This is a genomic window from Nonomuraea sp. NPDC052634, from assembly GCF_040678535.1.
In the GTDB taxonomy this organism is placed as follows: Bacteria; Actinomycetota; Actinomycetes; order Streptosporangiales; family Streptosporangiaceae; genus Nonomuraea; species Nonomuraea fastidiosa.
The window spans coordinates 26,825-50,976 of record NZ_JBFATY010000005.1 but is presented as its reverse complement, the minus strand read 5'-3'; the positions used below and the strand labels follow the sequence as shown (position 1 = coordinate 50,976).

The 24,152-nt window shown below is 70.9% G+C and carries 22 protein-coding genes; 10 read left to right on the top strand and 12 right to left on the bottom strand.

All coding sequences use genetic code 11. The annotated features are described in order from the left end of the window. Nucleotides 1–56 precede the first annotated feature (56 nt). Both lpdA and AB0K67_RS22665 read right to left on the bottom strand, forming a co-directional pair. A complete protein-coding gene (gene lpdA / locus AB0K67_RS22670) occupies nucleotides 57–1,436 on the bottom strand; it encodes a dihydrolipoyl dehydrogenase (RefSeq protein WP_364063406.1) in 1,380 nt (459 codons plus the stop codon). A 39-nt stretch (nucleotides 1,437–1,475) separates the two neighbouring features. Continuing rightward, the gene (locus AB0K67_RS22665) at nucleotides 1,476–1,850 is read right to left on the bottom strand and encodes a tautomerase family protein (protein ID WP_364063403.1); all 375 of its coding nucleotides are present in this window, start codon (nucleotides 1,848–1,850) and stop codon (nucleotides 1,476–1,478) included. 18 nt (nucleotides 1,851–1,868) lie between these two features. Between AB0K67_RS22665 and AB0K67_RS22660 the strand changes: the two genes are divergently transcribed. The 3 genes from AB0K67_RS22660 to AB0K67_RS22650 all read left to right on the top strand — a co-directional run bounded on the left by AB0K67_RS22660 (nucleotide 1,869) and on the right by AB0K67_RS22650 (nucleotide 4,254). Next, a complete protein-coding gene (locus AB0K67_RS22660) occupies nucleotides 1,869–2,519 on the top strand; it encodes a response regulator transcription factor (protein ID WP_364063401.1) in 651 nt (216 codons plus the stop codon). Between the two features lie 6 nt (nucleotides 2,520–2,525). Next, the gene (locus AB0K67_RS22655; protein WP_364063398.1) at nucleotides 2,526–3,578 is read left to right on the top strand and encodes a quinone-dependent dihydroorotate dehydrogenase; all 1,053 of its coding nucleotides are present in this window, start codon (nucleotides 2,526–2,528) and stop codon (nucleotides 3,576–3,578) included. Nucleotides 3,579–3,693: 115 nt separating this feature from the next. Beyond that, entirely contained in the window at nucleotides 3,694–4,254 is a 561-nt protein-coding gene (locus tag AB0K67_RS22650) for a GNAT family N-acetyltransferase (RefSeq protein WP_364063396.1), read from the top strand. A gap of 14 nt (nucleotides 4,255–4,268) precedes the next feature. Here AB0K67_RS22650 and AB0K67_RS22645 read toward each other — a convergent pair whose 3' ends face one another. From AB0K67_RS22645 to AB0K67_RS22630, 4 genes are all read right to left on the bottom strand, one after another. Continuing rightward, complete coding sequence (locus AB0K67_RS22645; RefSeq protein WP_364063393.1) at nucleotides 4,269–5,861, bottom strand: beta-N-acetylhexosaminidase; 1,593 nt, start codon at nucleotides 5,859–5,861, stop codon at nucleotides 4,269–4,271. Next, the gene (locus AB0K67_RS22640; RefSeq protein WP_364063391.1) at nucleotides 5,858–6,757 is read right to left on the bottom strand and encodes an N-acetylmuramoyl-L-alanine amidase; all 900 of its coding nucleotides are present in this window, start codon (nucleotides 6,755–6,757) and stop codon (nucleotides 5,858–5,860) included. Before AB0K67_RS22640 ends, AB0K67_RS22645 begins: the two co-directional genes overlap by 4 nt. An 88-nt stretch (nucleotides 6,758–6,845) precedes the next feature. Then, complete coding sequence (locus AB0K67_RS22635; RefSeq protein WP_364063388.1) at nucleotides 6,846–7,094, bottom strand: hypothetical protein; 249 nt, start codon at nucleotides 7,092–7,094, stop codon at nucleotides 6,846–6,848. A 118-nt stretch (nucleotides 7,095–7,212) separates the two neighbouring features. Next, nucleotides 7,213–8,262 carry a LacI family DNA-binding transcriptional regulator gene (locus tag AB0K67_RS22630; protein ID WP_364063385.1) on the bottom strand — a complete coding sequence of 350 codons (1,050 nt, stop codon included), beginning with the start codon at nucleotides 8,260–8,262 and terminating at the stop codon, nucleotides 7,213–7,215. A gap of 221 nt (nucleotides 8,263–8,483) precedes the next feature. On the opposite strand from AB0K67_RS22630, the gene AB0K67_RS22625 reads away from it, so the two are divergent. Beyond that, nucleotides 8,484–9,080 carry a TetR/AcrR family transcriptional regulator gene (locus tag AB0K67_RS22625; RefSeq protein WP_364063383.1) on the top strand — a complete coding sequence of 199 codons (597 nt, stop codon included), beginning with the start codon at nucleotides 8,484–8,486 and terminating at the stop codon, nucleotides 9,078–9,080. A 260-nt stretch (nucleotides 9,081–9,340) separates the two neighbouring features. On the opposite strand, the gene bldC is transcribed toward AB0K67_RS22625, so the two are convergent. Further along, the gene (gene bldC, locus AB0K67_RS22620) at nucleotides 9,341–9,544 is read right to left on the bottom strand and encodes a developmental transcriptional regulator BldC (RefSeq protein ID WP_013133571.1); all 204 of its coding nucleotides are present in this window, start codon (nucleotides 9,542–9,544) and stop codon (nucleotides 9,341–9,343) included. Nucleotides 9,545–9,865: 321 nt separating this feature from the next. Further along, nucleotides 9,866–10,729: a hypothetical protein gene (locus tag AB0K67_RS22615; protein ID WP_364063380.1), complete on the bottom strand. Its 864-nt coding sequence runs from the start codon at nucleotides 10,727–10,729 to the stop codon at nucleotides 9,866–9,868. A gap of 109 nt (nucleotides 10,730–10,838) precedes the next feature. Here AB0K67_RS22615 and AB0K67_RS22610 point away from each other — a divergent pair, with 109 nt between their 5' ends. Beyond that, nucleotides 10,839–11,918, top strand: a complete 1,080-nt coding sequence (locus AB0K67_RS22610; protein WP_364063377.1) for a Glu/Leu/Phe/Val dehydrogenase dimerization domain-containing protein — start codon at nucleotides 10,839–10,841, stop codon at nucleotides 11,916–11,918. A gap of 151 nt (nucleotides 11,919–12,069) precedes the next feature. Beyond that, nucleotides 12,070–12,300, top strand: a complete 231-nt coding sequence (locus AB0K67_RS22605) for a DUF3073 domain-containing protein (RefSeq protein ID WP_364063374.1) — start codon at nucleotides 12,070–12,072, stop codon at nucleotides 12,298–12,300. A gap of 212 nt (nucleotides 12,301–12,512) precedes the next feature. On the opposite strand, the gene purM is transcribed toward AB0K67_RS22605, so the two are convergent. Beyond that, nucleotides 12,513–13,538, bottom strand: coding sequence for a phosphoribosylformylglycinamidine cyclo-ligase (purM, locus tag AB0K67_RS22600; RefSeq protein ID WP_364063371.1), 1,026 nt, complete (start codon nucleotides 13,536–13,538; stop codon nucleotides 12,513–12,515). Continuing rightward, complete coding sequence (purF, locus tag AB0K67_RS22595; protein ID WP_364063368.1) at nucleotides 13,535–14,971, bottom strand: amidophosphoribosyltransferase; 1,437 nt, start codon at nucleotides 14,969–14,971, stop codon at nucleotides 13,535–13,537. Before purF ends, purM begins: the two co-directional genes overlap by 4 nt. Nucleotides 14,972–15,230: 259 nt before the next feature. On the opposite strand from purF, the gene AB0K67_RS22590 reads away from it, so the two are divergent. Continuing rightward, on the top strand, nucleotides 15,231–17,102 hold the full coding sequence (locus tag AB0K67_RS22590) for a hypothetical protein (protein WP_364063365.1): 1,872 nt from the start codon (nucleotides 15,231–15,233) through the stop codon (nucleotides 17,100–17,102). Nucleotides 17,103–17,477: 375 nt separating this feature from the next. On the opposite strand, the gene AB0K67_RS22585 is transcribed toward AB0K67_RS22590, so the two are convergent. Next, nucleotides 17,478–17,915: a sterol carrier family protein gene (locus AB0K67_RS22585; protein ID WP_364063362.1), complete on the bottom strand. Its 438-nt coding sequence runs from the start codon at nucleotides 17,913–17,915 to the stop codon at nucleotides 17,478–17,480. A gap of 129 nt (nucleotides 17,916–18,044) precedes the next feature. Between AB0K67_RS22585 and AB0K67_RS22580 the strand changes: the two genes are divergently transcribed. Beyond that, nucleotides 18,045–20,126, top strand: a complete 2,082-nt coding sequence (locus tag AB0K67_RS22580; protein WP_364063359.1) for a PhoX family phosphatase — start codon at nucleotides 18,045–18,047, stop codon at nucleotides 20,124–20,126. A gap of 34 nt (nucleotides 20,127–20,160) precedes the next feature. After that, the gene (locus AB0K67_RS22575; RefSeq protein WP_364063356.1) at nucleotides 20,161–22,041 is read left to right on the top strand and encodes an ABC transporter ATP-binding protein; all 1,881 of its coding nucleotides are present in this window, start codon (nucleotides 20,161–20,163) and stop codon (nucleotides 22,039–22,041) included. Here the strand turns inward: AB0K67_RS22575 and AB0K67_RS22570 are convergent. Then, the gene (locus AB0K67_RS22570) at nucleotides 22,002–23,417 is read right to left on the bottom strand and encodes a DHA2 family efflux MFS transporter permease subunit (RefSeq protein ID WP_364063353.1); all 1,416 of its coding nucleotides are present in this window, start codon (nucleotides 23,415–23,417) and stop codon (nucleotides 22,002–22,004) included. The genes AB0K67_RS22575 and AB0K67_RS22570 overlap by 40 nt on opposite strands. A 71-nt stretch (nucleotides 23,418–23,488) precedes the next feature. On the opposite strand from AB0K67_RS22570, the gene AB0K67_RS22565 reads away from it, so the two are divergent. After that, nucleotides 23,489–24,142, top strand: coding sequence for a TetR family transcriptional regulator (locus AB0K67_RS22565; protein WP_364064729.1), 654 nt, complete (start codon nucleotides 23,489–23,491; stop codon nucleotides 24,140–24,142). Nucleotides 24,143–24,152: the final 10 nt, after the last annotated feature.

The window sequence follows — 24,152 nt, the reverse complement described above, 5'->3', positions numbered from 1 at the left end:
TCGAACAGACGGCTGTGACGCAGGGAAGACGCGTGTGCGTCAGGGAAACCGGGTGCTCACATGTTGATCATGTGGCCGGCGAGCCCGTGGATGGCCTCCTTGACGGCCTCGCCGAGCGTCGGGTGCGCGTGGACGTTGCGCGCCACCTCGTGCACGGTCAGGTCCCACTGCTGCGCCAGCGTGAGCTCGGGCAGCAGCTCGGTGACCTCGGGCCCGATCATGTGGGCGCCGAGCAGCTCGCCGTGGGTGTTGTCACTGATGATCTTCACGAAGCCGGTGGTGTCGCCGAGGCCGTGGGACTTGCCGTTGGCGGTGAACGGGAACTTCGCCACCTTCACGTCGAAGCCCTTCTCGCGGGCCTGCTTCTCGGTGTAGCCGAAGCTCGCCACCTGCGGCTGGCAGTAGGTCGCGCGCGGGATCATCACGTAGTCGAGCTCCATGGTCTCGGCGTTCGCGATGGTCTCGGCGGCGATGATGCCCATCGACTCGGCGGCGTGCGCCAGCATCAGCTTGGCGGTGACGTCGCCGATGGCGAAGATGTGCGGCACGCTGGTCCGGCAGCGGCCGTCGACGGCGATCGCGCCGCGCTCGGTCAGCTCGACGCCGGTCTTCTCCAGGCCGTAGCCCTCGACCCGCGGCTGGAACCCGATGGCCTGCATCACCTTGTCGGCCTCGAGCACCTGCGTCTGGTCGCCGCGGGTGACGGTGACCTTGACGGAGGAGCCGGTGTCCTCGATGGAGTCGACGCGGGTGGAGGTCATCACCTCGATGCCGAGCCGCTTGTAGCGCTTGGCCAGCTCGGCCGAGACCTCCTCGTCCTCCAGCGGCACGATGCGGTCGAGGAACTCGACGATCGTCACCTTGACGCCGTAGTTGTGCAGCACGTACGCGAACTCGACGCCGATCGCGCCGGCGCCCGCGATGATGATGCTGCTCGGCAGCTCCTCGGAGAGGATCTGCTCCTCGTACGTCACCACACGCTCGGAAAGCTGCGTGCCCGGGATCAGCCGGGTGGTGGCGCCGGCGGCGATGATGCAGTGAGAGAACGTGATGGTCTCGCCGTTGACCTGGAGCGTGTTGGGGTCCAGGAACGTGCCGCGCCCGTTGTACTCGGTGATGGCGTTCTTCTTCATCAGGTAGTGAACGCCCTTGACCCGCCCGTCGGCCACCTTGCGGCTGCGCTGGAAGGCCGCGCTGTAGTCGAAGGTGACCTCGCCGTTGATGCCGAAGGTCTTGGCCTCGTTCTTGAAGATGTGGGCAAGCTCGGCGTTGCGCAGCAGCGCCTTGGACGGGATGCAGCCCACGTTCAGGCAGACGCCACCCCAGTACTTCTCCTCGACGACCGCGGTGCGCAGTCCGAGCTGGGCGGCGCGGACGGCGGCCGTATACCCTCCAGGACCCGCGCCGAGTACGACGACGTCATAGTGAGTGCTCATGTGTCGGACCATACCGCCCGGGCGTACCTGCCCCTGACCTCAGACCTCCACCTTGTACGGCAGCGCGAGCTCATCGGCGGGAACGCCGCGGATGCCCCAGTTCTGCGGAGGCATCTCGATGATCGTGATCTCGACGTCCTGGGGATCGTACCCCGACCTGTCGTAGATCTCGCGAATCAGCGCCTTCTTGGCGGCGTCGCTGCGCCCGGAGAAGCAGATGATCTCGATGATGAGATAACGCTCACTGCGCTGCGGGCAGATGAAGTCGTCGGCGTCGAGCAGCAGGAAGCGGTGGAACCGCTTGTCCTCGGGCAGACCCCACGCGCTCACCAGGCTCGCCTGGATGAGGTCGGAGAGCTCGCGCCGCCGGTCGGCCCAGACGTCCCTGCGGCCGTACACCTTCACCTGCGCCATGCGGTCACTATAGAGGGCGTGATCCGCATACTCCTGGCCGACGACGAGGCCATGATCAGAGCGGGGGTCAGGGCGATCCTCGAATCAGACCCCGAGCTGAACGTCGTGGCCGAGGCGGGCGACGGCAGGCAGGCGGTCGATCTGGCCATCAGCCACCATCCCGACGTCGCGCTCCTCGACATCCGCATGCCGCGCCTCGACGGCCTGGCCGCCGCCGCGGAGATCCGCAGGGCGGCGCCGGGCACGGCGGTGGTGATGCTCACCACGTTCGGCGAGGACGACTACATCGCCAAGGCGCTCGACGTGGGGGCCGGCGGGTTCCTGCTCAAGTCGGGCGACCCGCGCGAGCTGCTGGCCGGCATCCACGCGGTGGCCGACGGGGCGGCGTACCTGTCGCCGAAGGTCGCCCAGCGGGTGATCGCGCAGTTGTCCGGCGGGCGCATGGCGCGTGGCGCGGCGGCGCGCGACCGCATCGAGCAGCTCACCGAGCGGGAGCGCGAGGTGCTGGCGCTGCTCGGGGCCGGGCTGTCCAACGCGGAGATCGCGCGTGAGCTGCACATCGTGGAGGGCACGGTCAAGGCGTACGTGAGCGCGATCCTCACCCGGCTCGACGTGCGCAACCGCGTACAGGCCGCGATCATCGCCCACGAGGCCGGCTTGGTAGCCTGACGCGTGATGTATCGCCTCGTGTTCACGCAGGTCTTGCGGCGTTTCGACGCCGAGGCCGTGCACCGACTCACCGTGAGCGCACTCGCGCTCCTCGCCCGGCTGCCGCTGCTGAAGCGGCTGCTGCACCGGGCGTACGCGCCGCACGACCCGGCCCTGCGCGTGAGCGCGTTCGGCGTGCACTTCCCCGGGCCGCTGGGTCTCGCCGCCGGTTTCGACAAGGACGCCGTGTGCGCCGAGGCCATCGCCGCGCTCGGCTTCAGCCACGTCGAGGTGGGCACCGTCACCGCGCACGGCCAGCCGGGCAACCCGCGGCCCCGCCTGTTCCGCCGCTTCCGCGAGCGGGCGCTGATCAACCGGATGGGCTTCAACAACGCGGGCGCCCACGCCGCGGCCCGCAGGCTGCGCCGCCCGCGCGGCGTCCCTGTCGTGGTCGGGGTCAACATCGGCAAGACCAAGGTGGTCCCGGAGTCGGGCGCCGCCGCCGACTACGTCGCGAGCGCCAAGGAGCTGGCCCCGCTCGCCGACTACCTGGTGGTGAACGTCAGCTCGCCCAACACGCCCGGGCTGCGCGACCTTCAGGCGGTCTCCCTCCTGCGGCCGTTGCTCACCGCGGTCAAGGAGGTCTGCGACTCGACGCCGCGCCGTACGCCGCTGCTCGTCAAGATCGCGCCCGACCTGGCCGACGAGGACGTCGACGCGGTCGCCGAGCTGGCCATGGAGCTCGGGCTCGACGGCATCATCGCCACCAACACCACGATCAAGCACGACGGCGAGCGCGGCGGGCTGTCCGGCCGCCCGCTCAAGGAGCGCTCGCTCGAGGTGCTGCGGCGGCTGCGCGCCAAGGTCGGCGACCGGATCACGCTGATCTCGGTCGGCGGCGTCGAGGACGTCGACGACGTCTGGGAGCGCATCCTCGCGGGCGCGACGCTCGTCCAGGCGTACACGGGCTGGATCTACGGCGGCCCGCTGTGGGCCTCCCACATCCACCGGCGGCTGCTGCGCCGGGTCCGCCGCCACGGGCTCACCTCGATCACGGAGGCCATCGGCCGTACGGCGTGACCGGCGTCCCCTCAAAGTGGCAGGCGTCCAAAGTGACCGGCGTCCAAAGTGGCCGGCGTCCCCTCGAAAGTGATCGGGTCTCCGCTAGAGCGGCGGCTCCTCTAAGGTGGGGCGAGTGATCCGACCCGTGACCCTTCCCGGCGGCGTGGTCATGCGCCTGGCGACCGAGCGGGACGCCGAGGCGCTGCTCGACGCCTACACCCGCAACCGCGACCACCTCAAGCGCTGGGAGCCGCGCCGCTCCGAGGCGTTCTACACCCTCAAAGCGCAGGCCGAGGGGCTCAAGGGCCAGCTCCAGGCGTGCGAGAGGGGCCAGGCGGTGCCCTGGCTGCTGCTCGACGGCGAGCGCGTGGTCGGCCGCATGACGCTGAGCAACATCGTGCGCGGCCCCTGGCTCAGCGCCGACCTCGGCTACTGGGTCGATGCCGCGTACAACGGCCGCGGCATCGCCACGGCCGCCGTACGCGAGGTGTGCCGGCTGGCCGACGAGGAGATCGGCCTGCACCGCGTCGCGGCGGGCACGCTGCTCGACAACGCCGCCTCGCAGAGCGTGCTGCGCAAGAGCGGCTTCGAGCCGTACGGCACCGCGCCCGACTATCTGGAGATCGACGGCCGCTGGCAGCACCACCTGCTGTGGCAGCGCATACTCAACGACCGCCCCGCGTTCTCGTTCTAGATCAGATGCGGCGCTCAAATACTGGGCCTGGTGGATGCGGCGTCGTGCGTCATGGCGTCGATGCGGGCCATCACCTCGGTGACCCGCACGGCGCTCGGCCGGTGCGGACGGCGGCGCTGCCACGGGCGCGGCCCGGCCGCCGGCCGGTACTCCACGCCGAGCGCGTCCAGCCGCGCCAGGTGCCCGGCCAGCCGGCCGTCGAAGTCGTCGCGGGCCCGTCCCGCCCAGGCCACCTCCGCGAGCGCGCAGGCGCGCGGCCACATGCGGTAGTCGGCCGTCCTCGGGTCGGGCACCCGCTCGGTCCAGAGCTGGGCCTGCACGCCGATGACCCGCGCCCGCTCCTCCTCGCTCCAGTCCGCAGGCGCGGGCTCGAACGCCGCCACGTCCGCCACGGTGATCGCGTCGCCGATCGCCATCGGCTCGTCGGGCGAGCCGGCCTCGGCGTAGTCGAAGTAGAGCGGGAACACCGGCGTTGCCACCACGTCGTGACCGGCCGCGGCGGCCCTGCGGCCCACGTTCATGCCCCGCCACGGCATGACGATCGTGTCCTTGCGCAGCTCGCCGCTGACGAACGCCTCGTCCCACACCACGGCCCGCGCGCCCCGCTCGGCCAGCACGTCGGCCAGCCGGCGTAGGAAGTGCGCCTGCAGCTCCGCCACGGAGCCGAGCCCGAGCGACTCCCGGTACGCGGTGATCTCCGGCGACGCCGCCCACCGGTCCAGCACCACTTCGTCGCCGCCGATGTGCACGTAGGGGGTCTCGCCCAGCGCGCCGAGCAGCTCGTCGAAGATCGTGGTCAGGAACTCCACGGTCTTCGGCAGCGGCGACAGGATGGCGGGGGAGATGCCCCACCGGTCCAGCACGTCGTGCCGCTCGCCGGTGGCCCCCAACTCCGGGTAGGCGGCCAGGATCGCCGACGCGTGGCCGGGCACGTCGATCTCCGGCACGATCGTCACGTGCCGCGAGCGCGCGTAGGCGGCCATCTCGGCCAGGTCGTCGAGGGTGTAGTAGCCGCCGTGCGGCACCTCGTCGTACGCGTCCGGCTCGCGGTGGTGGTTGATAGCCGTGCGCGGCCGGTGCGAGGCGACCTCGTGCAGCAGCGGGTAGGCCCGGCTCTCCACCCGCCACCCCTGGTCGTCGGCCAGGTGCAGGTGCAGCCGGTTGAGCTTGTGCACCGCCATGAGGTCGATCAGCCGCAGCACCTCGCGCTTGGGGAAGAAGTGGCGGGCCACGTCGAAGTGCAGGCCCCGCCAGGCGAAGCGGGGCGCGTCCTCGATCCGCACCCCGCGCACCGGCCAGGCGGCGCCGGACGAGAACCGGTAGGAGGCCGGCGGCAGGAGCTGGCGCAGCGACTGCGCGGCGTAGAACGCGCCCGCGGGGCCGCCCGCGACGATCTCCACGCCCCGCGAGCCGACCGTCAGCCGGTACGCCTCCTCGCTCAGCGCCGGGTCGCGGCGCACGTCGATCTCGCCGTTGTCGCCGGGCAGCGGGTCCAGCCCGGCCAGCGCCGCGCGTACGGAGGCGATGAAGTCGCCGGAGACCGTGGGCGACGGCGTCAGCTCGAAGGAGGAGGAAAGGTCACGAAGCAGCTCTGGGCGAGGAATCATGCTTGCAGATAGTGCTGCAATCCGTTGGCCAGCGCCACAGCGATCTTCTGCCGGAACTTCGGGTCGCGGAACTTGGCGGCCTCGGTGGCGTTGCGCATGTTCCCGCACTCCACGAAGATCTTCGGCACCGTCGACAGGTTGAGCCCGCCCAGGTCGCTGCGGTAGTCGAGGGCCTTGCGCCCGATGTAGGTCGAGTACGGCAGCCCCGTGCCCTTGCGGAAGGCGTCGCGCACGGCCACGCCCAGCCTGCTGGAGGCGCCGACGACCTTGTCGACCGGCCCGTTGATCTTCTTCGGCATGATGACGTGGAAGCCGCGGTTGGCCGGTGCGGAGCCGTCGGCGTGCACGGAGATCGCGGCGTCGGCCTTGGCCTTGTTGCCGATCGCGGCCCGCTCGGTGATGCACGGCCCCACGCCGTCGTTGCCGCTCCTGGTCAGCTTCACCGTCGCGCCGCGGCTCTCCAGGATCTTGGTGAGGCGCTTGGAGACGTCCCAGGTGAAGGCGGCCTCGCTGTAGCCGTCGTTGGTGGACGTGCCGGTGGTGTCGCAGGCCTTCATCTGGGTCAGCACGTTGACCTTGCGGTTGATGGCCTTGGGTGCGCGCCAGTTGCCGCCGTTGTGGCCGGGGTCGATGACGACGACCTTGCCCTCGAGCGGCTTGGCCTTGGGCGGCGCGTCCTTCGCGGGCGCCTCTTTCGCAGGTGCTTCCTGTGCGGGCCCTTCCTTGGCGGGCCCTTCCTTGGCGGGCCCTTCCTTGGTGGGCGCTGTGGCCGCCGCCTGCCCCGCCGCGGTCGCTGGGGCGGCCTGACCTGCCGCGGCGTCACCGGTGCCGGTGCCGCCACACGCGGAGGCGATCAGGCCGCAGACGGCGAGGACTGTGGCTGGTAGAGCACGCATGCCGTCCAACTTACGGCAATCTACGCACTCGATCTCGACAAATGCCTAGCGTGGCGTGCCGCTTGCGAGCGCCGCACGCCGTACGTCCTCACCAGACGCGTTCCCCGGCCTCCTGACGTTCGAGCAGGGCGGCCAGCTCCCGCGCGTCCTCGGCGTCGAGGCCGAGGACGACGCGGGGACGGCCCCACGGATGGTCGAGCGAGTGGGCGACGTAGCTGGCGACCGACTCGGCGGCGCCGTCGGTGCCCCGTCCTCTGCCCGCGCGCCACTGCCCCCAGGCGCGTTCGAGCTCAGCCGCGGCGCGCTGGGCGCAGGACACCAGTTCCGGATCACGCATAGCTGTTCCCCCGGATCAGACCGTGGCCGGATCGGATCCGGCCACTCCTAGCATGACCCTGCCGAGTAAACCGCCGTGTGGCGGCAACGCCACACGGCTTGACCCGGTTTTGAGGCTCTCAGGCGGGTCCCGTGGTCCGCCGGACGATCAGCTCGGGGTGCACCTCCCGCAGGCGTGAGCCCTTGCCGGGGTCGCCGATCCTGTCGCTCAGCAGCGCGGCCGCCGACCTGCCCATGGTGCGGCGAGGCTGGTCGACCGAGGTGAGTGAGATGTGCCGGGACGCCGACAGGTGGGTGTTGTCGTAGCCGACGACGGAGAGGTCCTCGGGGACGCGCAGGCCCAGCTCTCTCGCGGCGGAGAGCACGCCGAGCGCGACCGTGTCGTTGGCGGCGAAGATCGCCGTGGGCCTGGGGTCGCGGGTGAGCAGCGCCACCGCCGCGTCCCTGCCGCCGTCCTCCGTGGACTCCGCGGCCTCGACCATGATGTACGGCGCCAGCGAGTGCCTGCGCATCGCCACGAGGTAGCCCTCGCAGCGCGACGCCCGCCGGCCTTCGATGTGCGCGATGCGCTTGTGGCCCAGCTCGACCAGGTGGTCGATGGCCAGCCGCGCGCCGTGCTGGTCGTCGTCGACCACGATGTCGACGCCGTCGAGCTGGATGTCGCGCTCTCCCACGACCACGGTGGGGGTGTAGGAGGTGGCCTCGATCAGCGTCTCGCTGGTCGGGGCGATGCCGAGCAGGACCAGCCCGTCGACCCGGAGCTCCAGGAAGGCCTCGACGGCCTCGTCCTCGAACGCGGGGTCCCATTGGCTGTTTCCGATCAGCATGCGCAGCCCGTCGCCGTGCAGGCTTTCCTGCAGGCCGTCGAGGAACTCCGCGTAGAACGGGTTGTGCAGGTCGGCGACGAGCGCGCCCACCAGATGTGTACGTCCTTCGACCAGGCTCCGCGCGACCGCGTTGGGCCGGTAGCCAAGCTCGCGGGCCGCCTGTAGCACGGCCTGGCGGCGGTGCTCGCTCACGTGCGGGGAGCCGCGCAGCACGAGTGAGACCAGCGATTTGGACACGCCGGCTCGTTCAGCGACATTACGGATGGTCGGTCTGGGCCGAGGCAGCGCGTCTACCTCTCTTAGCTCAGTGACGGTGGAAGTGTTGACGGGCGGTCCTGACATGTGTCTCCCCCGCGATGCGGATATGGGCACCTGTCTGACCAAACGATCGAGTTGACCGCAGGGTACGGCTTGCGTCACGGATTGCCGTAATCGAGTCGCCCGGCGGCCCGCGTTCCGGCGCCCGCCATGGGGGAAGACAGCCCTGACCGGTCGGATACTGTGCAGATGTGACACCCGGGAAGTCAGCCGAGACGGCGCGACCGGCTCGGCGCAGGCTCAGTGTGGACCGCCGCAGGGAAGAGCTGATGGCGGCGGCGCTGGAGTTGTTCTCCACCCGTGACGCGGAAGACGTGTCGATCGATGACGTCGCCTCGAAGGCGGGGGCTTCGCGGGCCCTGGTCTACCACTACTTCGGTGGCAAGCAGGAGCTCTACGTGGCCGCACTGAGAAGCGCGGCGGAGCAGCTGGAGTCCCGGCTTCAGCCGCAGGAGGGCGGCAGGCCGCTCGATGAGCTGACCTCCGGGCTCAAGCGCTATTTCGACTTCGTCGAGGAGCACGCGGCGGGCTTCGCGGCGCTGCTGCGCGGCGGCCCGGCCAACAGGACGGGCGAGGTGGGCGAGATCGTCGACGGCGTGCGCCGGCGGCTCTTCCTCCTCATCCAGAAGCAGATGGGCGTCGAGGAGCCCAGCCCGGTGCTGCGCACGACGCTGAGGTCGTGGATCGCCTCCGTCGAGACCGCCGGGCTCGACTGGCTCGAGCATCGCGACATCGACCGGCCGACCCTGGAGAAGCTGCTGGTCGACCAGATGGTCGCGCTGCTTCGCGTCGCCGCGTCACATGACGGCGACGTCGCCGGTCTACTCGAACGGCCGGCGTGACGGCACAGGGGCGCGGACGACACCACGGACGACGCAGCGGACGACACCGCGGACGACGCAGCGGACGACGCCAGCGGACGGCACGGTGAACGACGCAACGGACGACACGGAAGAGACGCAGCGGACGACACGGAAGAGTGGCGCCGGGCGGGCGGCGCCAACTTCCATCCGACGTCTCGTCGTCACAGTGGTGGACCCGGCCAGAAAGGCGACCCGGTCCACCCCTTCAAACCCCCCTGAGGTCCGTGACGACCTTCCCGCTACTCGGAACGCTGCTGCGGGATGCCCGCGAGCAGCGCCCGAACCTCGGTCTCCCGGTAACGCCGATGACCGCCGAGGGTACGAATCGACGTCAACTTGCCCGCCTTGGCCCACCGCGTAACGGTCTTGGGGTCGACCCTGAACATGGTCGCGACCTCAGCGGGCGTGAGCAGTGGCTCGGCCTCGGGTGTACGAGCTGACATTTGTGCGGCCTCTCCTCCGTGTGGACCGGCTTGCGATCCTGTGACTGCCTTTGCGCGTGTCACGGATGTCCCCCTATGGCACAGAGCGTGCGGCTTTTCTGAGCCATATGCGGCATCACCCGATGTGACCATACCGCCACTCAGAGCGATTGGCGAGCCCTTCTTTGACCCAGCTGCCCGCCCCCGTGGCCATGTCACGCTCGGTGATTCTAGCGACACGGTTCGTGGTATCGCAGTGAAAACGGCAAACTACTCAGTTCGCAGAAGAGAGCAGCCGCGAGACGTGACCTACTCATGCAGGTCAGACGGCCGTATTGGGGCTCAGTTGGCAGATTCCAGCAGTTGCATTGACTTCCACCGCAGGATGACCCTCTGGTACATGGCATAGGCAAGTTCTTCTTGACCCGTGTCCAGGCCCGTCAAAGCGGCAGAAAGCTCCGCAACCGACTGGTCGGCCTGCAGGGCGTCGTCGTCCATCAGGTGGACCAGCCCGCCGTAGTCGAGCTCCACCAGCGAGTGCGGATGGAACTCCTCCAGCCACCTGGCGACGTCCTCGACCTCCAGATTGGCCGCCGCGTCGCCCAGGTGGCGGCGCAGCACGTTGAGCGCGCGGGCGGTCCGCCTCCGGGCCTGGGCCATGGACGTGACGTAAATGAGGTTGCGGCCGGTCGTGGTCGTCACGTCCTGTCCCGGGTTGGCGGAGCCGAGCACCAGCCAGCGCTCGTTCCCATCAAACGGCACGAACCACGACGGCGGCACGTGCCACGCCGTGGTGCGGATGTGGGTCCGCAACGCGGCCGAGCCGGCCTGTCTCTTGTACCGGTCGAAGTCGTCGGCCACCTGGTCGGCGATCGCCTTGGGCACCAGATGGTCCATGATTTTCGTGGGAGTGGTGCCACGAAGCCGTGAGAAGGCCAGCCACGACCGCAGGCGCGTCTGCCAGGGGCAGACATAGAGACGGTCCTCAACGCGCCGGAGATAGGCGTTGGGGCTCTCCTGGGCGGGAACTGGTTGAGGGGGCGTGCCGAGCAGACGCATGAGCGACTCGCCATGCTCCGCATTGAGCGCGTTCGCGCGTCGCGGGCGGTCACGTGACTCGGCATATTCGGCCCACACCTTGCGCTCGGACTCGGCGAACGCGGTCAGTGGCTCATAGACACGGAGGTAGGCGGCATAGGGCAGCACGGAGGCATCGTGTCACGAAGCGAACTCGCGTGCATCGTCGTGTGTCTTACTACGCTGTGAGGTTATCTCCGCCGCAAAGGAGCGGTGGACCGGACAGGGAGTCACTACCGTGACCGACGTCTTCGGAGCGTCCCACAAGGACGTACATGAGCAGGTCGTCTTCTGCGCCGACGAGCAGAGCGGCCTTCGTGCCATCATCGCCATCTACAACACGGCCCTGGGCCCGGCACTCGGCGGCACGCGGTTCTACCCGTACGCCGGCGAGCAGGAGGCCCTGGCCGACGTGCTCAACCTCGCCAAGGGCATGGCCTACAAGAACGCGCTGGCCGGCCTCGACCTGGGCGGCGGCAAGGCCGTCATCATCGGCGACCCGTCCCGCGACAAGAGCGAGGCGCTGCTGCGCGCGTACGGCAGGTTCGTCCAGTCGCTCGGCGGGCGCTACATCACCGCCTGCGACGTGGGCACCTACAGCGAGGACATGGACATCGTGGCCCGCGAGTGCCGGTACGTCACCGGCCGCACGGTCGCCAACGGCGGCGCGGGCGACTCGTCGATCCTCACCGCCTTCGGCGTGTTCCAGGGCATGCGCGCCTCCGCCGAGCGGGTCTTCGGCACGCCGTCGCTGCACGGCAAGCGGGTCGGCGTCGAGGGCGTCGGCAAGGTCGGCCACCGCCTGGTCGATCTGCTGCGCGAGGACGGCGCCGAGGTCGTGATCTGCGACGTCTCGCCCAAGGCGATCGAGCGGGTGCGCCAGCGTCACCCCGAGGTCGACGTGGTCGAGGACGCGAGCGCGCTCATGACCTCCGACATCGACGTGTTCGCGCCCTGCGCGCTGGGCGGCGTGCTCGATGACGACTCGGTGGCGAAGCTGCGCGCCAAGATCGTCTGCGGCGCGGCCAACAACCAGCTCGCCCACCCCGGCGTCGAGAAGCAGCTCGCCGAGCGCGGCATCCTGTACGCGCCCGACTACGTCGTCAACTCCGGCGGCGTGATCCAGGTCGCCGACGAGATCGGCGGCTTCGACATGGAGCGCGCCAGGTCGAAGGCCGCCCAGATCTACGACACGACTCTGAAGATCTTCTCGATCGCGGCCGACGAGGGCGTTCCTCCCGCCGTCGCAGCGGATAGGCTGGCCGAGCGCAGAATGTCGGAAGTCGGGCGTATTCGGTCCATTTGGCTGGGCCACTGACGCCCCGCGCCCATACGGCGTACCGAGCTGGGCACAAAACAGGTACGGTAATAGGCGAACGATAGGCTGACGCCCGAAGTCAGGCGGCGTCAGTGTGTGGTGCGTTAGCGACGAGGGGTCGGGGACGACCCCACACGAGGGGGTCGAGCCAATGGGGCGCGGCCGAGCAAAGGCCAAGCAGGTCAAGGTTGCTCGCCAGCTGAAGTACAACAGCGGTGGCACGGATCTTGACCGTCTTCGCGACGAACTCGGGGTCGGAGACTCCAGCCGCAACAACGACGCCGACGACCTCACCGATGAGCTGGCGGATCGCTATGCCGATTACGCCGATGACTATGCCGCCGGTGACGACGACGACGGCCGCAGGTCCGGCCGCCGATAGCCGTTCTTCTGGTCGATGTGACCGGTTGATGTGACCGGTTGATGTGACGAGGGCCCGGCGCGGGTCCCCTGCGGACGCGCCGGATCCTCGCTCACGCTTCGGGCCCCACGGGCTGCCGTGGGGCTCTCGTCACATTTACCAGCGGGCCCGAACGAACAATGGCCCGGCCGTTCTCACGGCCGGGCCATCTGTGCGTGGCGGGCTTTGGACGGTCAGCGGTAGCGGGCCCGGCCCTCGCCAGGGACGACCTCGCCCAGCACCCAGGCGTCCAGCCCGCGCTCGGCCAGCAGCCTGATCGCGGTGTCCGCCGCGCCGGCCGGCAGCACGGCGGCCATGCCGACACCGAGGTTGAACGTCTTGTCCATGTCCGGCTGCGCGATGCGCCCGTGGCCCGCGAGCACGCCGAAGATCGCCGGAGGCGTCCACGACGAGCGGTCGAGCACCGCGTCGAGGTGCGCGGGCAGCGAGCGCGACAGGTTGGCCTCGATGCCGCCGCCGGTGATGTGGGCGTACGCGTGCACCTCCACCTGCCTGGCCAGCTCCAGGCAGTCGAGCGCGTAGATGCGGGTGGGCTCCAGCAGCTCCTCGCCCAGCGGCCGGCCCAGGTCGGGCAGCACGGCATCGAGCGACAGGTCCGCCTCGCGCAGCACGTGGCGTACGAGCGAGTAGCCGTTGGAGTGGATGCCGGACGACGCGAGGCCCAGCACCACGTCGCCCGCCGCGACCCGGTCGGGCCCGAGCATCTTGTCGGCCTCGACGACGCCGGTACCGGCGCCCGCCAGGTCGTACTCGTCGGGGCCCATCGCGCCGGGGTGCTCGGCGGTCTCGCCGCCCACCAGCGCCGCCCCGGCCAGCCGGCAGCCCTCCGCGACGCCGCCCACGATCTCGGCGACGCGCTCGGGCACCACCTTGCCGCAGGCGATGTAGTCGGTCATGAACAGCGGCTCGGCCCCGCACACCACCAGGTCGTCGAGGACCATGCCGACCAGGTCGATGCCGATCGTGTCGTGCTTGCCGTACCGCTGGGCGATCATCACCTTGGTGCCGACGCCGTCGGTGGACGTGGCGAGCAGCGGGCGCTTGTAGCGCAGCAGGGCGGAGGCGTCGAACAGACCGGCGAAGCCGCTCGCGTCGTCCACGACCTCCGGCCGCCGCGAGCGCGCCACCTTGTCCTTCATCAGCTCGACGGCCCGCTCGCCGGCCTCGATGTCGACGCCGGCCGCCTCGTACGTGCTCACGCCTTGCTCTCCAACACGAACTTGCCCACGTTGTCCTGGTCGATCGGGATCGGGTACTCGCCCGTGAAACAGGCCCGGCACAGCCGGTCGGCGGGAAGCGTCGTGGCCCTGGTCAGACCCTCAAGCGAGATGTAGCCGAGCGAGTCGGCGCCCAGCGAGGCCCTGATCTCCTCCACCGTCAGCGAACCCGCGATCAGCTCGGCCCTGGTGGCGAAGTCGATGCCGTAGAAGCACGGCCAGGCCACCGGCGGCGAGGAGATGCGGACGTGCACCTCGCGCGCCCCCGCCTCGCGCAGCATCTTCACGATGGCCCGCTGCGTGTTGCCGCGCACGATCGAGTCGTCTACGACGATCAGCCGCTTGCCCTCCACGACCTCGCGCAGCGGGTTGAGCTTGAGCCTGATGCCGAGCTGGCGGATGGTCTGCGACGGCTGGATGAACGTGCGGCCCACGTACGAGTTCTTCACCAGGCCCTGGCCGTACGGGATGCCGCTCTCCTGGGCGTAGCCGACCGCGGCCGGCGTGCCCGACTCCGGCGTGGGGATGACCAGGTCGGCCTCCACCGGGTGCTCCCTGGCCAGGATGCGGCCCACCTCGACGCGGGTGGTCTGCACGCCGCGACCGGCGATCGTGGTGTCGGGGCGCGCGAGATAGACGTACTCGAACAGGCAGCCCTTGGGGTCGGCGAGCGCGAAGCGGCGGGACCTGACGCCGCGCTCGTCGATCGTCAGCAGCTCGCCGGGCTCGATCTCGCGGATGAACGTGGCGCCCACGATGTCGAGCGCCGCAGTCTCGGAGGCCACCACCCAGCCGCGCTCAAGGCGGCCGAGCACCATCGGGCGGATGCCCTGCGGGTCGCGGGCCGCATACAGCGTGCGCTCGTCCATGAAGACCAGCGAGTACGCGCCCTTGACCTGCGGAAGCAGCTCGGCGGCGGCGTCCTCGACGGACCTGCTGCGGTCCTGCGCGAGCAGCGACGTCAGGACCTCGGTGTCGGTGGTGGCGCGGATGGAGCCGGGCGCGAGGCGCTGCGCCAGCTCGGGGGTGTTGATGAGGTTGCCGTTGTGGGCCAGCGCCAGTCCGCCCACTTCGGTGGAGCTCAGCGTGGGCTGTGCGTTCTCCCACACGCTCGAGCCGGTCGTGGAGTAACGGCAGTGTCCGATGGCCAGGTGGCCGCGCAGGGTGCTGAGCACCGACTCGTCGAAGACCTGGGCGACCAGGCCCATGTCCTTATAGACGAGAATGCGGCTGCCCTCGCTGACCGCGATGCCCGCGGACTCCTGCCCGCGGTGCTGCAACGCGTACAGCCCGTAGTAGGTGAGTTTGGAAACTTCCTCGCCCGGAGCCCAGACGCCGAAGACGCCACAGGCGTCTTTAGGTGCGCGGTCGTTAGGGTCCAGGTCATGGCCGAGCCGGCCGTCGCCCTTCAGCACATGCCTCAGTCTAGGTTGGCCGCGTACGTGCTTGCACACCTGGGGGTGACTCAGCGGACTTGCGGTGACCTGCCCGCTTTCGTCCTTATCGTCGGTACGGCCTCCGCCTGCCGATCGCCCGCTCCCTTACTCACGTTCTGACGTTTTGTCACACGGTGACCCAAGGATGAGGGCTCTCTTACCGTGTCGCGCGGTTTAGCGGTCGCTCTCCGCGAAAGGGTGAGGTATCCGGCATGCAGACCCGTCGGGAGACGCAGACGTGACCACACCTGGGGACCCCAACGAGCCCCGCCCGGGGCAGGACCAGCGTCGAGAGCAGCAGGACACGCCCGAACCCGAGTGGTGGAACGAGGGCGCCCTGCCCGACGACGACCGCCCGCCCGGCCGGTCGCCGGGCGAGGGCGACGAAGGTGCGGGCGAGGAAGGTGCGGGCGAGGAGCCCGGTGAGCCCAGGCAGCCGGGTGAGGAGCCGATCGCACCGGCGCCGCCCGTGGTGCCGCCGCCCGATGTGCCGCCGACGCACGAGCCCCGACCGGCCGGGCGGCCGTCACACCCCGACCTGCCGACCTCGCCCGAGACCTCGCAGCCGGTCGGCGGCGGGACCGCGCCCGAGCGGCCGTCTCACCCTGACCTGCCGACCGCGCCTGAGGTGCCGGGACCGATCGGCGGCAGGGGCCCGTCTCCGGTGGGCGGCGGGACGTCGCCCGAGCGGCCGTCTCACCCTGACCTGCCGACCGCGCCTGAGGTGCCGGGACCGATCGGCGGCGCCGGCGCGTCCGGGCCGTCGCAGCCGGCCGGGGGCGGGGAAGGCCCGTCCGGGGGCGAGCCCGGAGCCGGGGGCGAGGACACGGGCGGGAGGTTGCGACCCGCTCGCGGTGAGGACACGGGGGAGGAGCCGCGAGCACCGAAGAGTCCGCCGGAGCGGCCTTCGGGCGGCGACGCCGAGGAGACGCAGGTGTTCCCGATCCCCGGCGGCAGGCCGACCTACCCGGGGTGGGGCGGAACATCGCAGGAGGAGGAGCCCCCGGCCAGGCCGCAGCCCTCGCGCTACGAGCAGCCGGGCGACCAGCCGGACCAGCCGCACTTCGCGCCGCCGGGCGGCAGCTCGCGCTGGGAGGGCGGCCAAGCGGGCACACCACCCGCCGGAGCCGGCCCGGCAGGCACACCGCCGCACGCGGGCGAGCAAGGCGGCGACCAGGCCCACCCGGCCGAGCAGCAGGAGCAGCGCGACCAGGCGTACCGGGAGGGCCGTCAGTACGAGCAGAGCCGCGGCTACCAGCCCGGCGAGGGCGAGGAACCGGGCGGCGTCTGCATGCCGGGCGAGGGCGACCAGCCGGGCGGCATCTGCCTCCCGGGCGAGGGACAGCAGGGCCAGAGCTACCAGCCAGGCCAGGGCTATCGGCCGGGTGAGGGCTATCGGCCGGGTGAGGCGCAGGCGGGCCAGGGCCGGCAGCCGGGCGAAGGGCAAGAGGGCCAGGGCCGGCAGCCGGGCGAAGGGCAAGAGGGCCAGGGCTGGCAGTCAGGCGAAGGGCAAGAGGGCCAGGGCTGGCAGTCAGGCGAAGGGCCAGGGGGCCAGGGGCAGCAGCCGGGCGAAGGGGAGCAGCCGGGCCAGGGTCACCAGCCCGGGCAGTACCCGTCCGGGCCGTACCCGTCCGGGCAGGGGCAGCCGTACCAGGGCGGGCGCGACGAGGACCAGACGATCCCGGGCACGATGCCGTCAAGCCCGTACGGCGGCCCGCCCGGCTACCCGCCGCCTCCGCCTCCAGGCGCGCCCTACGGCCCGGGAGGCGGCCAGTACGGCTACGGCCAGTACCAGCCGCCCCGCCCGGGCAATGGCCTGGCGACGGCCTCGCTCGTGCTCGGCGTGGCCAGCCCGTTCCTGGTCTTCGTCTGCTTCACGGGCCTGATCACCGCGATCCTGTCGATCATCTTCGGCTGGGTCGCGCTGGCCAAGGGCGCGGGCCGGGGCCGCGCGATCGCCGGCATCGTGATCAGCGTCCTGTCGCTGATCCTGTTCGCGATCGTGGCGATCTGGTTCTGGAACGTGGTGCAGGAATGCGCCCAGCTGCCGAGCCCGGCCGCCGATCGCTGCTTCGAGTCGAAGTTCCCGTGGATGACCGGCACCGAGTGACCAGGCCGGCCCGCTGCGGAGGCCTTATCCGCTCAGAGCCGGGCCGCGACCGGGGGCCGCGACCGGGGGCCGCGACCGGGGGCCGCGACCGGAGGGCCGCCACGGCCGCAGGGCGGCACCGATGCCGGAGTCGCTGAGGGCGCGTAAGTGCCAGGGGGAGCGGCTGCGGCTGCGTCAGGCCGCGAGCGGCGGGCCGGACGGCAGGTCGTCAGTGGCCGGGCCGAGACGGCGGGGTCGCGGAAGGCCGGGCGGGATGCGGCGTGGCCGAGTGGGATGCGGCGGGGCCGTGTGGGGGGCCGGGCCGAGTGGGATGCGGCGGGGCCGAGTGGGGGGCCGGGCCGAGTGGGACGCGGCGGGGCCGAGTGGCGGGGCGGGTCAGAGGGGCAGGTACGGGGAGAGGTCGGCGCGGGAGCCGCTGGCGGAGACAGCGCCCTTGGCGACCGCCTCGTCCCAGGTGAGCCGCCCCAGCGCGAGCTCGAGCCACGTGCGACCGTCCATCTCGACGACGTTGGGCGGCGTGCCGCGCGTGTGCCGGGGCCCTTCGATGGCCTGGACGGCGGCGTACGGCGGCACGCGGACCTCGACGGTGCGGCCGGGCGCGGCGGCGGCGAGCTTGTCCAGCAGGTACCGCACGGCCAGCCTGGCGGCGTCGCGCTCGGGCCGCAGGCCGCGGTCGTAGGCGGCGAGCACGGCGGCGACGAGCGCGTCGGGCAGGGCGGAGGCCGGCCCGTCGTACGGGGGCGAGTCGAGGGCGACGAGCTGGCCGTCGAGCGCGGCTCTCAGCTTCTCCGGGTCGAGCTTGCGTGGTGGCACCCCTCCATTGTCTCGCGGCAACCGTTCATCGAGACGCGTTCATCGAGACGGAGAGTTTCGTTCACCTCCGGTTTCGACGCCGCCCGTAGCCTCCCCGCCGTACAACTGCGCACTTTTTCTGGAGGACCTGTGGCGAACCCCAACGCGGGAGGTCGTCGGCTGCTGCCGCTGCTGTCGACCCCGCACAAAGGTGGCCGATCCGCGCTGACCTGTCAGTTCCGCTGCGGCAACGCGTGCGCGCACGACGTCGCCAACACCACGGACAACGCCTATTTCGGCGACGTGGTGAAGGAGGCCCTGTCGCGACGCGGCGTGCTGCGGGCGGGCGCGCTCGGCGCCCTGGTCGCGGGTGCGGGCATCGCGGGGGCGGCGCCGGCGCACGCGGACGGGCAGGCGGCGACGGCGGGGGCGGCGGCGGAGACGGCGAGCCGTCCCGGCGGCGGCTCCGGCCTGCGCTTCACCCCGGTGCCGCCGAACAAGGAGGACGCGCTGCGCGTCCCCGAAGGCTACAAGTCCTCGGTGGTGGTGCGCTGGGGCGACCCGGTGCTGCCGGACGCGCCGGAGTTCGACTTCGAGAACCAGACGGCGGACGCCCAGGCCAAGCAGTTCGGCTACAACTGCGACTACGTGACGGTGTTCCCGCTGGGCCGCGACCGGGCGCTGATGTGGGTGAACCACGAGTACACCGACGAGAGCCTGATGTTCCGCGGCTACACGGGCGGCGCCGAGGCCACGGAGGAGCAGATCAGGATCGCGCTGGCCGCGCACGGCGGCTCGGTGGTGGAGATCGAGCGGGTCGGCGGCAGCGGCCAGTGGAGGCTGGTCACCAAGGGGCGCCGCCGCTACAACCGGCGCATCACGGCCCAGACGAAGATGCGCTTCAGCGGCCCGGCGGCAGGGCACGAGCTGCTCAGGACGGCCGCCGACCCGAAGGGCCGCACACCGATCGGCATGCTCAACAACTGCTCGGGCGGCACCACGCCGTGGAAGACGGTGCTGACCGCCGAGGAGAACATCGACCAGTACTTCGTCAACGGCGACAAGGTCCCCGCGAAGCAGAAGCCGTACATCGAGCGCTACACGATCACGACGGGCACCCCCGAGGACAACCGCCGCTTCGACCGGGTGGAGGAGCGCTTCGACCTGGCCAAGCACCCGAACGAGGCCAACAGGTTCGGCTGGATCGTGGAGATCGACCCGTTCGACCCCGACTCCACGCCGATCAAGCGCACCGCGCTCGGCCGGTTCAAGCACGAGGCGGCCACCACCACGCTGGCCCGTGACGGCCGCCTGGTCGTCTACATGGGTGACGACTCGCGCTTCGAGTACATCTACAAGTACGTCTCCAAGGACCGCTACATCCCGGGCAACGACCGGCACAACCGCTCGCTGCTCGACGAGGGCACCCTGTACGTCGCCAAGTTCACCGGCGACAGCCCGGAGAAGGAGATCGACGGCTCCGGCAGGCTGCCGAAGGACAAGGAGTTCGACGGCTCGGGCGAGTGGATCCCGCTGGTGTCGGGCGACCGCTCGTACGTCAAGGGCATGTCGGCGGCCGAGGTGCTGGTCTACACGCGGGTCGCGGCCGACAAGGTGGGCGCGACGAAGATGGACCGCCCCGAGGACATCGAGCGCAACCCGGTGACCGGCGGCGTGTTCGTGGCGCTGACCAATAACACCAACCGCACCCCGGCCCAGGTGGACGAGGCCAACCCGCGCCCGTCGAACAAGCACGGCCACGTGCTGGAGATCACCGAGCGGCGCGGCGACGCGGGCGAGCGGCGCTTCGCCTGGTCGCTGGTGCTGGTGTGCGGCGACCCGAAGGACCCGGACACCTACTTCGCCGGTTACGACAAGCGCAAGGTCTCGCCGATCTCCTGCCCGGACAACGTGACGTTCGACAAGGACGGCAACCTGTGGATCTCCACGGACGGCAACGAGCTGGGCTCCAACGACGGCCTGTTCGTGATGCCGGTCAAGGGTAAGGAGCGCGGGCACCTGCGCCAGTTCCTGACCGTCCCGGTGGGCGCGGAGACGTGCGGCCCGCTGGTCTCCTCCGACCAGCGCAGCGTGTTCGTGGCGGTGCAGCACCCGGGCGAGATCGACGGCGCCTCGCCGGAGAACCCGGGCAGCCGCTGGCCGGACGGCGACCAGCCGCGCCCGGCGGTGGCGGTGGTCTGGCACGGCAAGGGCAAGAAGATCGGGGCTTGACCTCAAGTTAAGTCGAGGTCCTACCGTCCATGCCATGAGCATGGAGATGACGGCCTGGCACCAGCTGTACTCGATGAACAACCGGCCGGAGCGTCGCAAGCTGTCGCGGGCGACGCTCCGGCGCATCGCGGCCTTCGCCCGGCCGCATCGGGCGAAGATCACGTGGTTCGTGCTGCTCAGCATCGTGCTCGCGGGCCTCGCCGTGGGCTCCCCGCTGCTCGCGGGCCGGGTGGTGGACGCCATCTTCCAGGGCGAGCCGCTCGGCGTGGTGGTCGTGGTGTCGCTGGCGATCGCCGGGATCGCGATCGCGGAGGCCGGTCTCGGGCTGCTGAACCGGTGGCTGTCGGCGGGGCTCGGCGAGGATCTCATCCTCGACCTGCGTACGGCCGTCTTCGATCACGTACAGAAGATGCCGATCGCGTTCTTCACCAGGACCCGCACCGGTGCCCTGGTGAGCCGGCTGAACAACGACGTGATCGGCGCGCAGCGGGCCTTCACCGACACGCTCTCCAGCGTGGTGGGCAACCTCGTCACGCTCGTGCTGACGCTGATCGCGATGATCGGCATCTCGTGGCAGATCACGCTGCTCGCGCTGCTGCTCCTGCCGGTGTTCATCCTGCCGGCGCGGCGGATGGGCGGCAGGATCGCCCGGCTGCGGCGCGAGGCGGCCGACCACAACGCGGCCATGGGCAACCAGATGACCGAGCGCTTCTCCGCGCCGGGCGCGACGCTGGTCAAGCTGTTCGGCCGGCCCGCGCACGAGTCGGCCGAGTTCGCCCGCAGGGCTCGCAGGGTGCGCGACATCGGCGTGCGCACCGCCATGACGCAGACCACGTTCGTCACCGCGCTCACCCTGGTCTCCGCGCTCGCCCTGGCGCTGGTGTACGGCCTGGGCGGCTTCTACGCCCTGCGCGGCCAGCTCGCCCCCGGTGCTCTGGTGTCGATGGCCATGCTCCTCACCCGCCTGTACGCCCCGCTGACCGCGCTGGCCAACGCCCGCGTGGACGTCATGAGCGCGGTCGTCAGCTTCGAGCGCGTCTTCGAGGTGCTCGACCTCAAGCCGCTCATCCAGGAGCGGCCGGGCGCCCGCGAGGTGCCCGAGGGCCCGGTCTCGGTGGAGTTCGAGGACGTGCGCTTCTCCTATCCCTCGGCCGACAAGGTCTCGCTTGCCTCGCTTGAGGAGGTGGCCGTGCTCGACACGCGCGGCGGCGAAGAGGTGCTGCACGGGGTGTCGTTCCGCGCCGAACCCGGGCAGATGGTGGCCCTGGTCGGCTCATCGGGGGCGGGCAAGTCCACGATCGCCCAGCTTCTCCCGCGCCTGTACGACGTGGACTCGGGCGCGGTGCGGATCGGCGGCGTGGACGTACGCGACCTGACCGCCGACTCCATCCGCGACACGCTCGGCATGGTCACCCAGGACGGCCACCTGTTCCACGACACCATCCGCGCCAACCTGCTGCTGGCCAGGCCGGAGGCGAGCGAGGAGGAGCTGTGGGACGCGCTCACCCGCGCCCGCCTCGCCCAGCTCATCAGGTCGCTGCCGGACGGGCTGGACACGGTGGTGGGCGAGCGCGGCTACCGGCTGTCGGGCGGCGAGCGGCAGCGGCTCACGATCGCCCGGCTGCTGCTGGCCAGGCCGCGCGTGGTGATCCTGGACGAGGCGACGGCCGCGCTGGACTCGACGTCGGAGGCGGCGGTGCAGGCGGTGCTCGGCGAGGCGCTCGAGGGCAGGACCGCCGTGGTGATCGCGCATCGGCTGTCCACGGTGCGGGCGGCCGACCTGATCCTGGTGATCGAGGACGGGCGGGTGGTCGAGCGCGGCACGCACGCCGAGCTGCTGGCGGCGGGCGGCCGCTACGAGGAGCTGTACCGCACTCAGTTCGAGGACCCGACGGCCACGGGGGCCGCCGCCTGAGCGTCGCCGGTGGCGGACCGGTCGCGCCGCAGCGCGTAGAGCGCGATCGGTACACCGGTCAGCACCACCACGGCCGCGATGACCAGCGTGAACCGGTAGCCGTCGAGGAAGGCGGCGACCGGCGGCAGTCCGCTCGCGCCCTGCCTGGCGTTCAGGATCGCGCCGAGCACGGTGATGCCGAGCAGCCCGAAGACCTGGCGGAAGACGTTGAGCGCGCCGGAGGCGATGCCGGCGCGCTCGCCGGGCATGCCGTCGAGGATGGCGGCCGTCAGGGGGACGAGCAGGCCGCCGCCGAGGCCGTACAGGATGAACCAGGGGGCCACGTCGGCGTAGCCGGCGCCCGCGCCGACGCGGGAGAGCATGAAGATCGCGACCGCCATGAACGTCATGCCGAGCGCGACCGTGCGCGCGACGCCGAAGCGCGCCGCGATCCGCTGTGACAGCACCGACAGCACGCCCATCACCACCGCCATCGGCACGAACGACGCGCCCGCGGCGGTGGGGGAGAAGCCGAGCACGTTCTGCAGCCACAGGGCGCTGAAGAAGTAGACGCCGAACACGCCGAACGTCCAGACGCCGGTGATGAGCAGGCCGCCGGAGAACACCCGCGAGCGGAACAGCGACATCACGATCATCGGCTCGGCCGCCCGCCGCTCGGCCAGGAGGAACGCCGCCGACGCGAGCACGGCCAGGCCGAGGCAGGCCAGGATCGGGGCCGAAGTCCAGCCGGCGCTTTCGCCCTCGATGAGCGCGTACGTCAAAGCGAACAGCGCGAGTGCGGAGGTGACCAGGCCGGGCAGGTCGAGGCTGTGCCGCACCCGGTCACCGGCCGGCGCGATCGCCCACAGCGCGAGCGCGGCCGTCACCACGCCGATGGGCACGTTGATCAGGTAGATCCAGCTCCAGTGCAGGTGCTCGCTGATGAATCCGCCCGCGGCGGGCCCGATCGCCATGGACAGCGGCATCGCCGCGCCCCAGATGCCCACCGCCTTGGCGCGCTCGCCGGGGTCGGTGAAGGTCTGCCGGATCAGCGTGAGCGTGGCCGGCGCGAGCAGGGCCGCGCCGGCGCCCTGCGCGGCGCGGGCGGCGATGAGCATTCCGCCGGAGACGGCGAGCCCGGCCACCAGCGAGGCCAGCGTGAAGATCGCCAGCCCGGTGAGGAAGACCCGGCGGGCGCCGAGCACGTCCGCGAGCCGCCCGCCGGCCAGCATGAGCCCGGCGAACACCAGGACGTACGAGCTCACGATCCATTCGAGCCCCGAGATCGTCAGCTCTAAGTCCCGCTGGATGGTGGGCAACGCGACGTTGCCCACGTTGTTGTCCAGGAAGGTCATGAAGCCGCCCAGCGTCACGGCGGCCAGCGCCCACCACTTCACGATAAATCCTCCTATACACCGTACTTGTACGGCGTATAGGTAACTTGTACGCCGTATAGTTGTCAACCGTGATGGGAAAGCTGACCGCGCAGGCGATCGCGGAGCGGGCGCTGCAGATCGGCGACGCCGAGGGCATCGAGGCCGTGACCATCCGGCGCCTCGCCGCCGACCTGGGCGTCACCCCGATGGCCCTCTACTGGCACTACAAGAACAAAGAGCAGCTGCTCATCGGCATGGCCGACCACCTGATCGGCGGCTTCGCCCCCAAGGAGGCCGACGAGCGGCCCTGGCAGGAGCAGCTCCGCGAGCTCATCCTCGGCCTGGTCAGGACCCTGCGCTCCTACCCGTGCGCGAAGACCATCCTGGAGCAGATCGACCCCATCACGGTGCCGAGCTTCCTGACCGTCTGGGAGGCGGCGCTGCGGCTGACCCGGCTGGCCGGCTTCGGCGTCGAGGAGAGCTGCCTCATCACCAAATACCTGCTGGACTCGGCCATCTCCTTCGCCGGCGCGCCCGTGCGCCACCGCGCGGGCCGCACGCCAGAAGAGGTGGAGGAGATCGGCAGGACCAAGCGGGCCGGGCTGCAGGCGCTGAACGCCGACGCCTACCCCCACCTGGTCGAGATGGCCCACCTCCTGGTGACCCCGCTCGACGCCCGCCTGTACGACACCTTCGGCGTCGACCTCGTCATCAGCGGCATAGAGGCGCTGGCGGCCAGACGTTAGAGTCCCGATC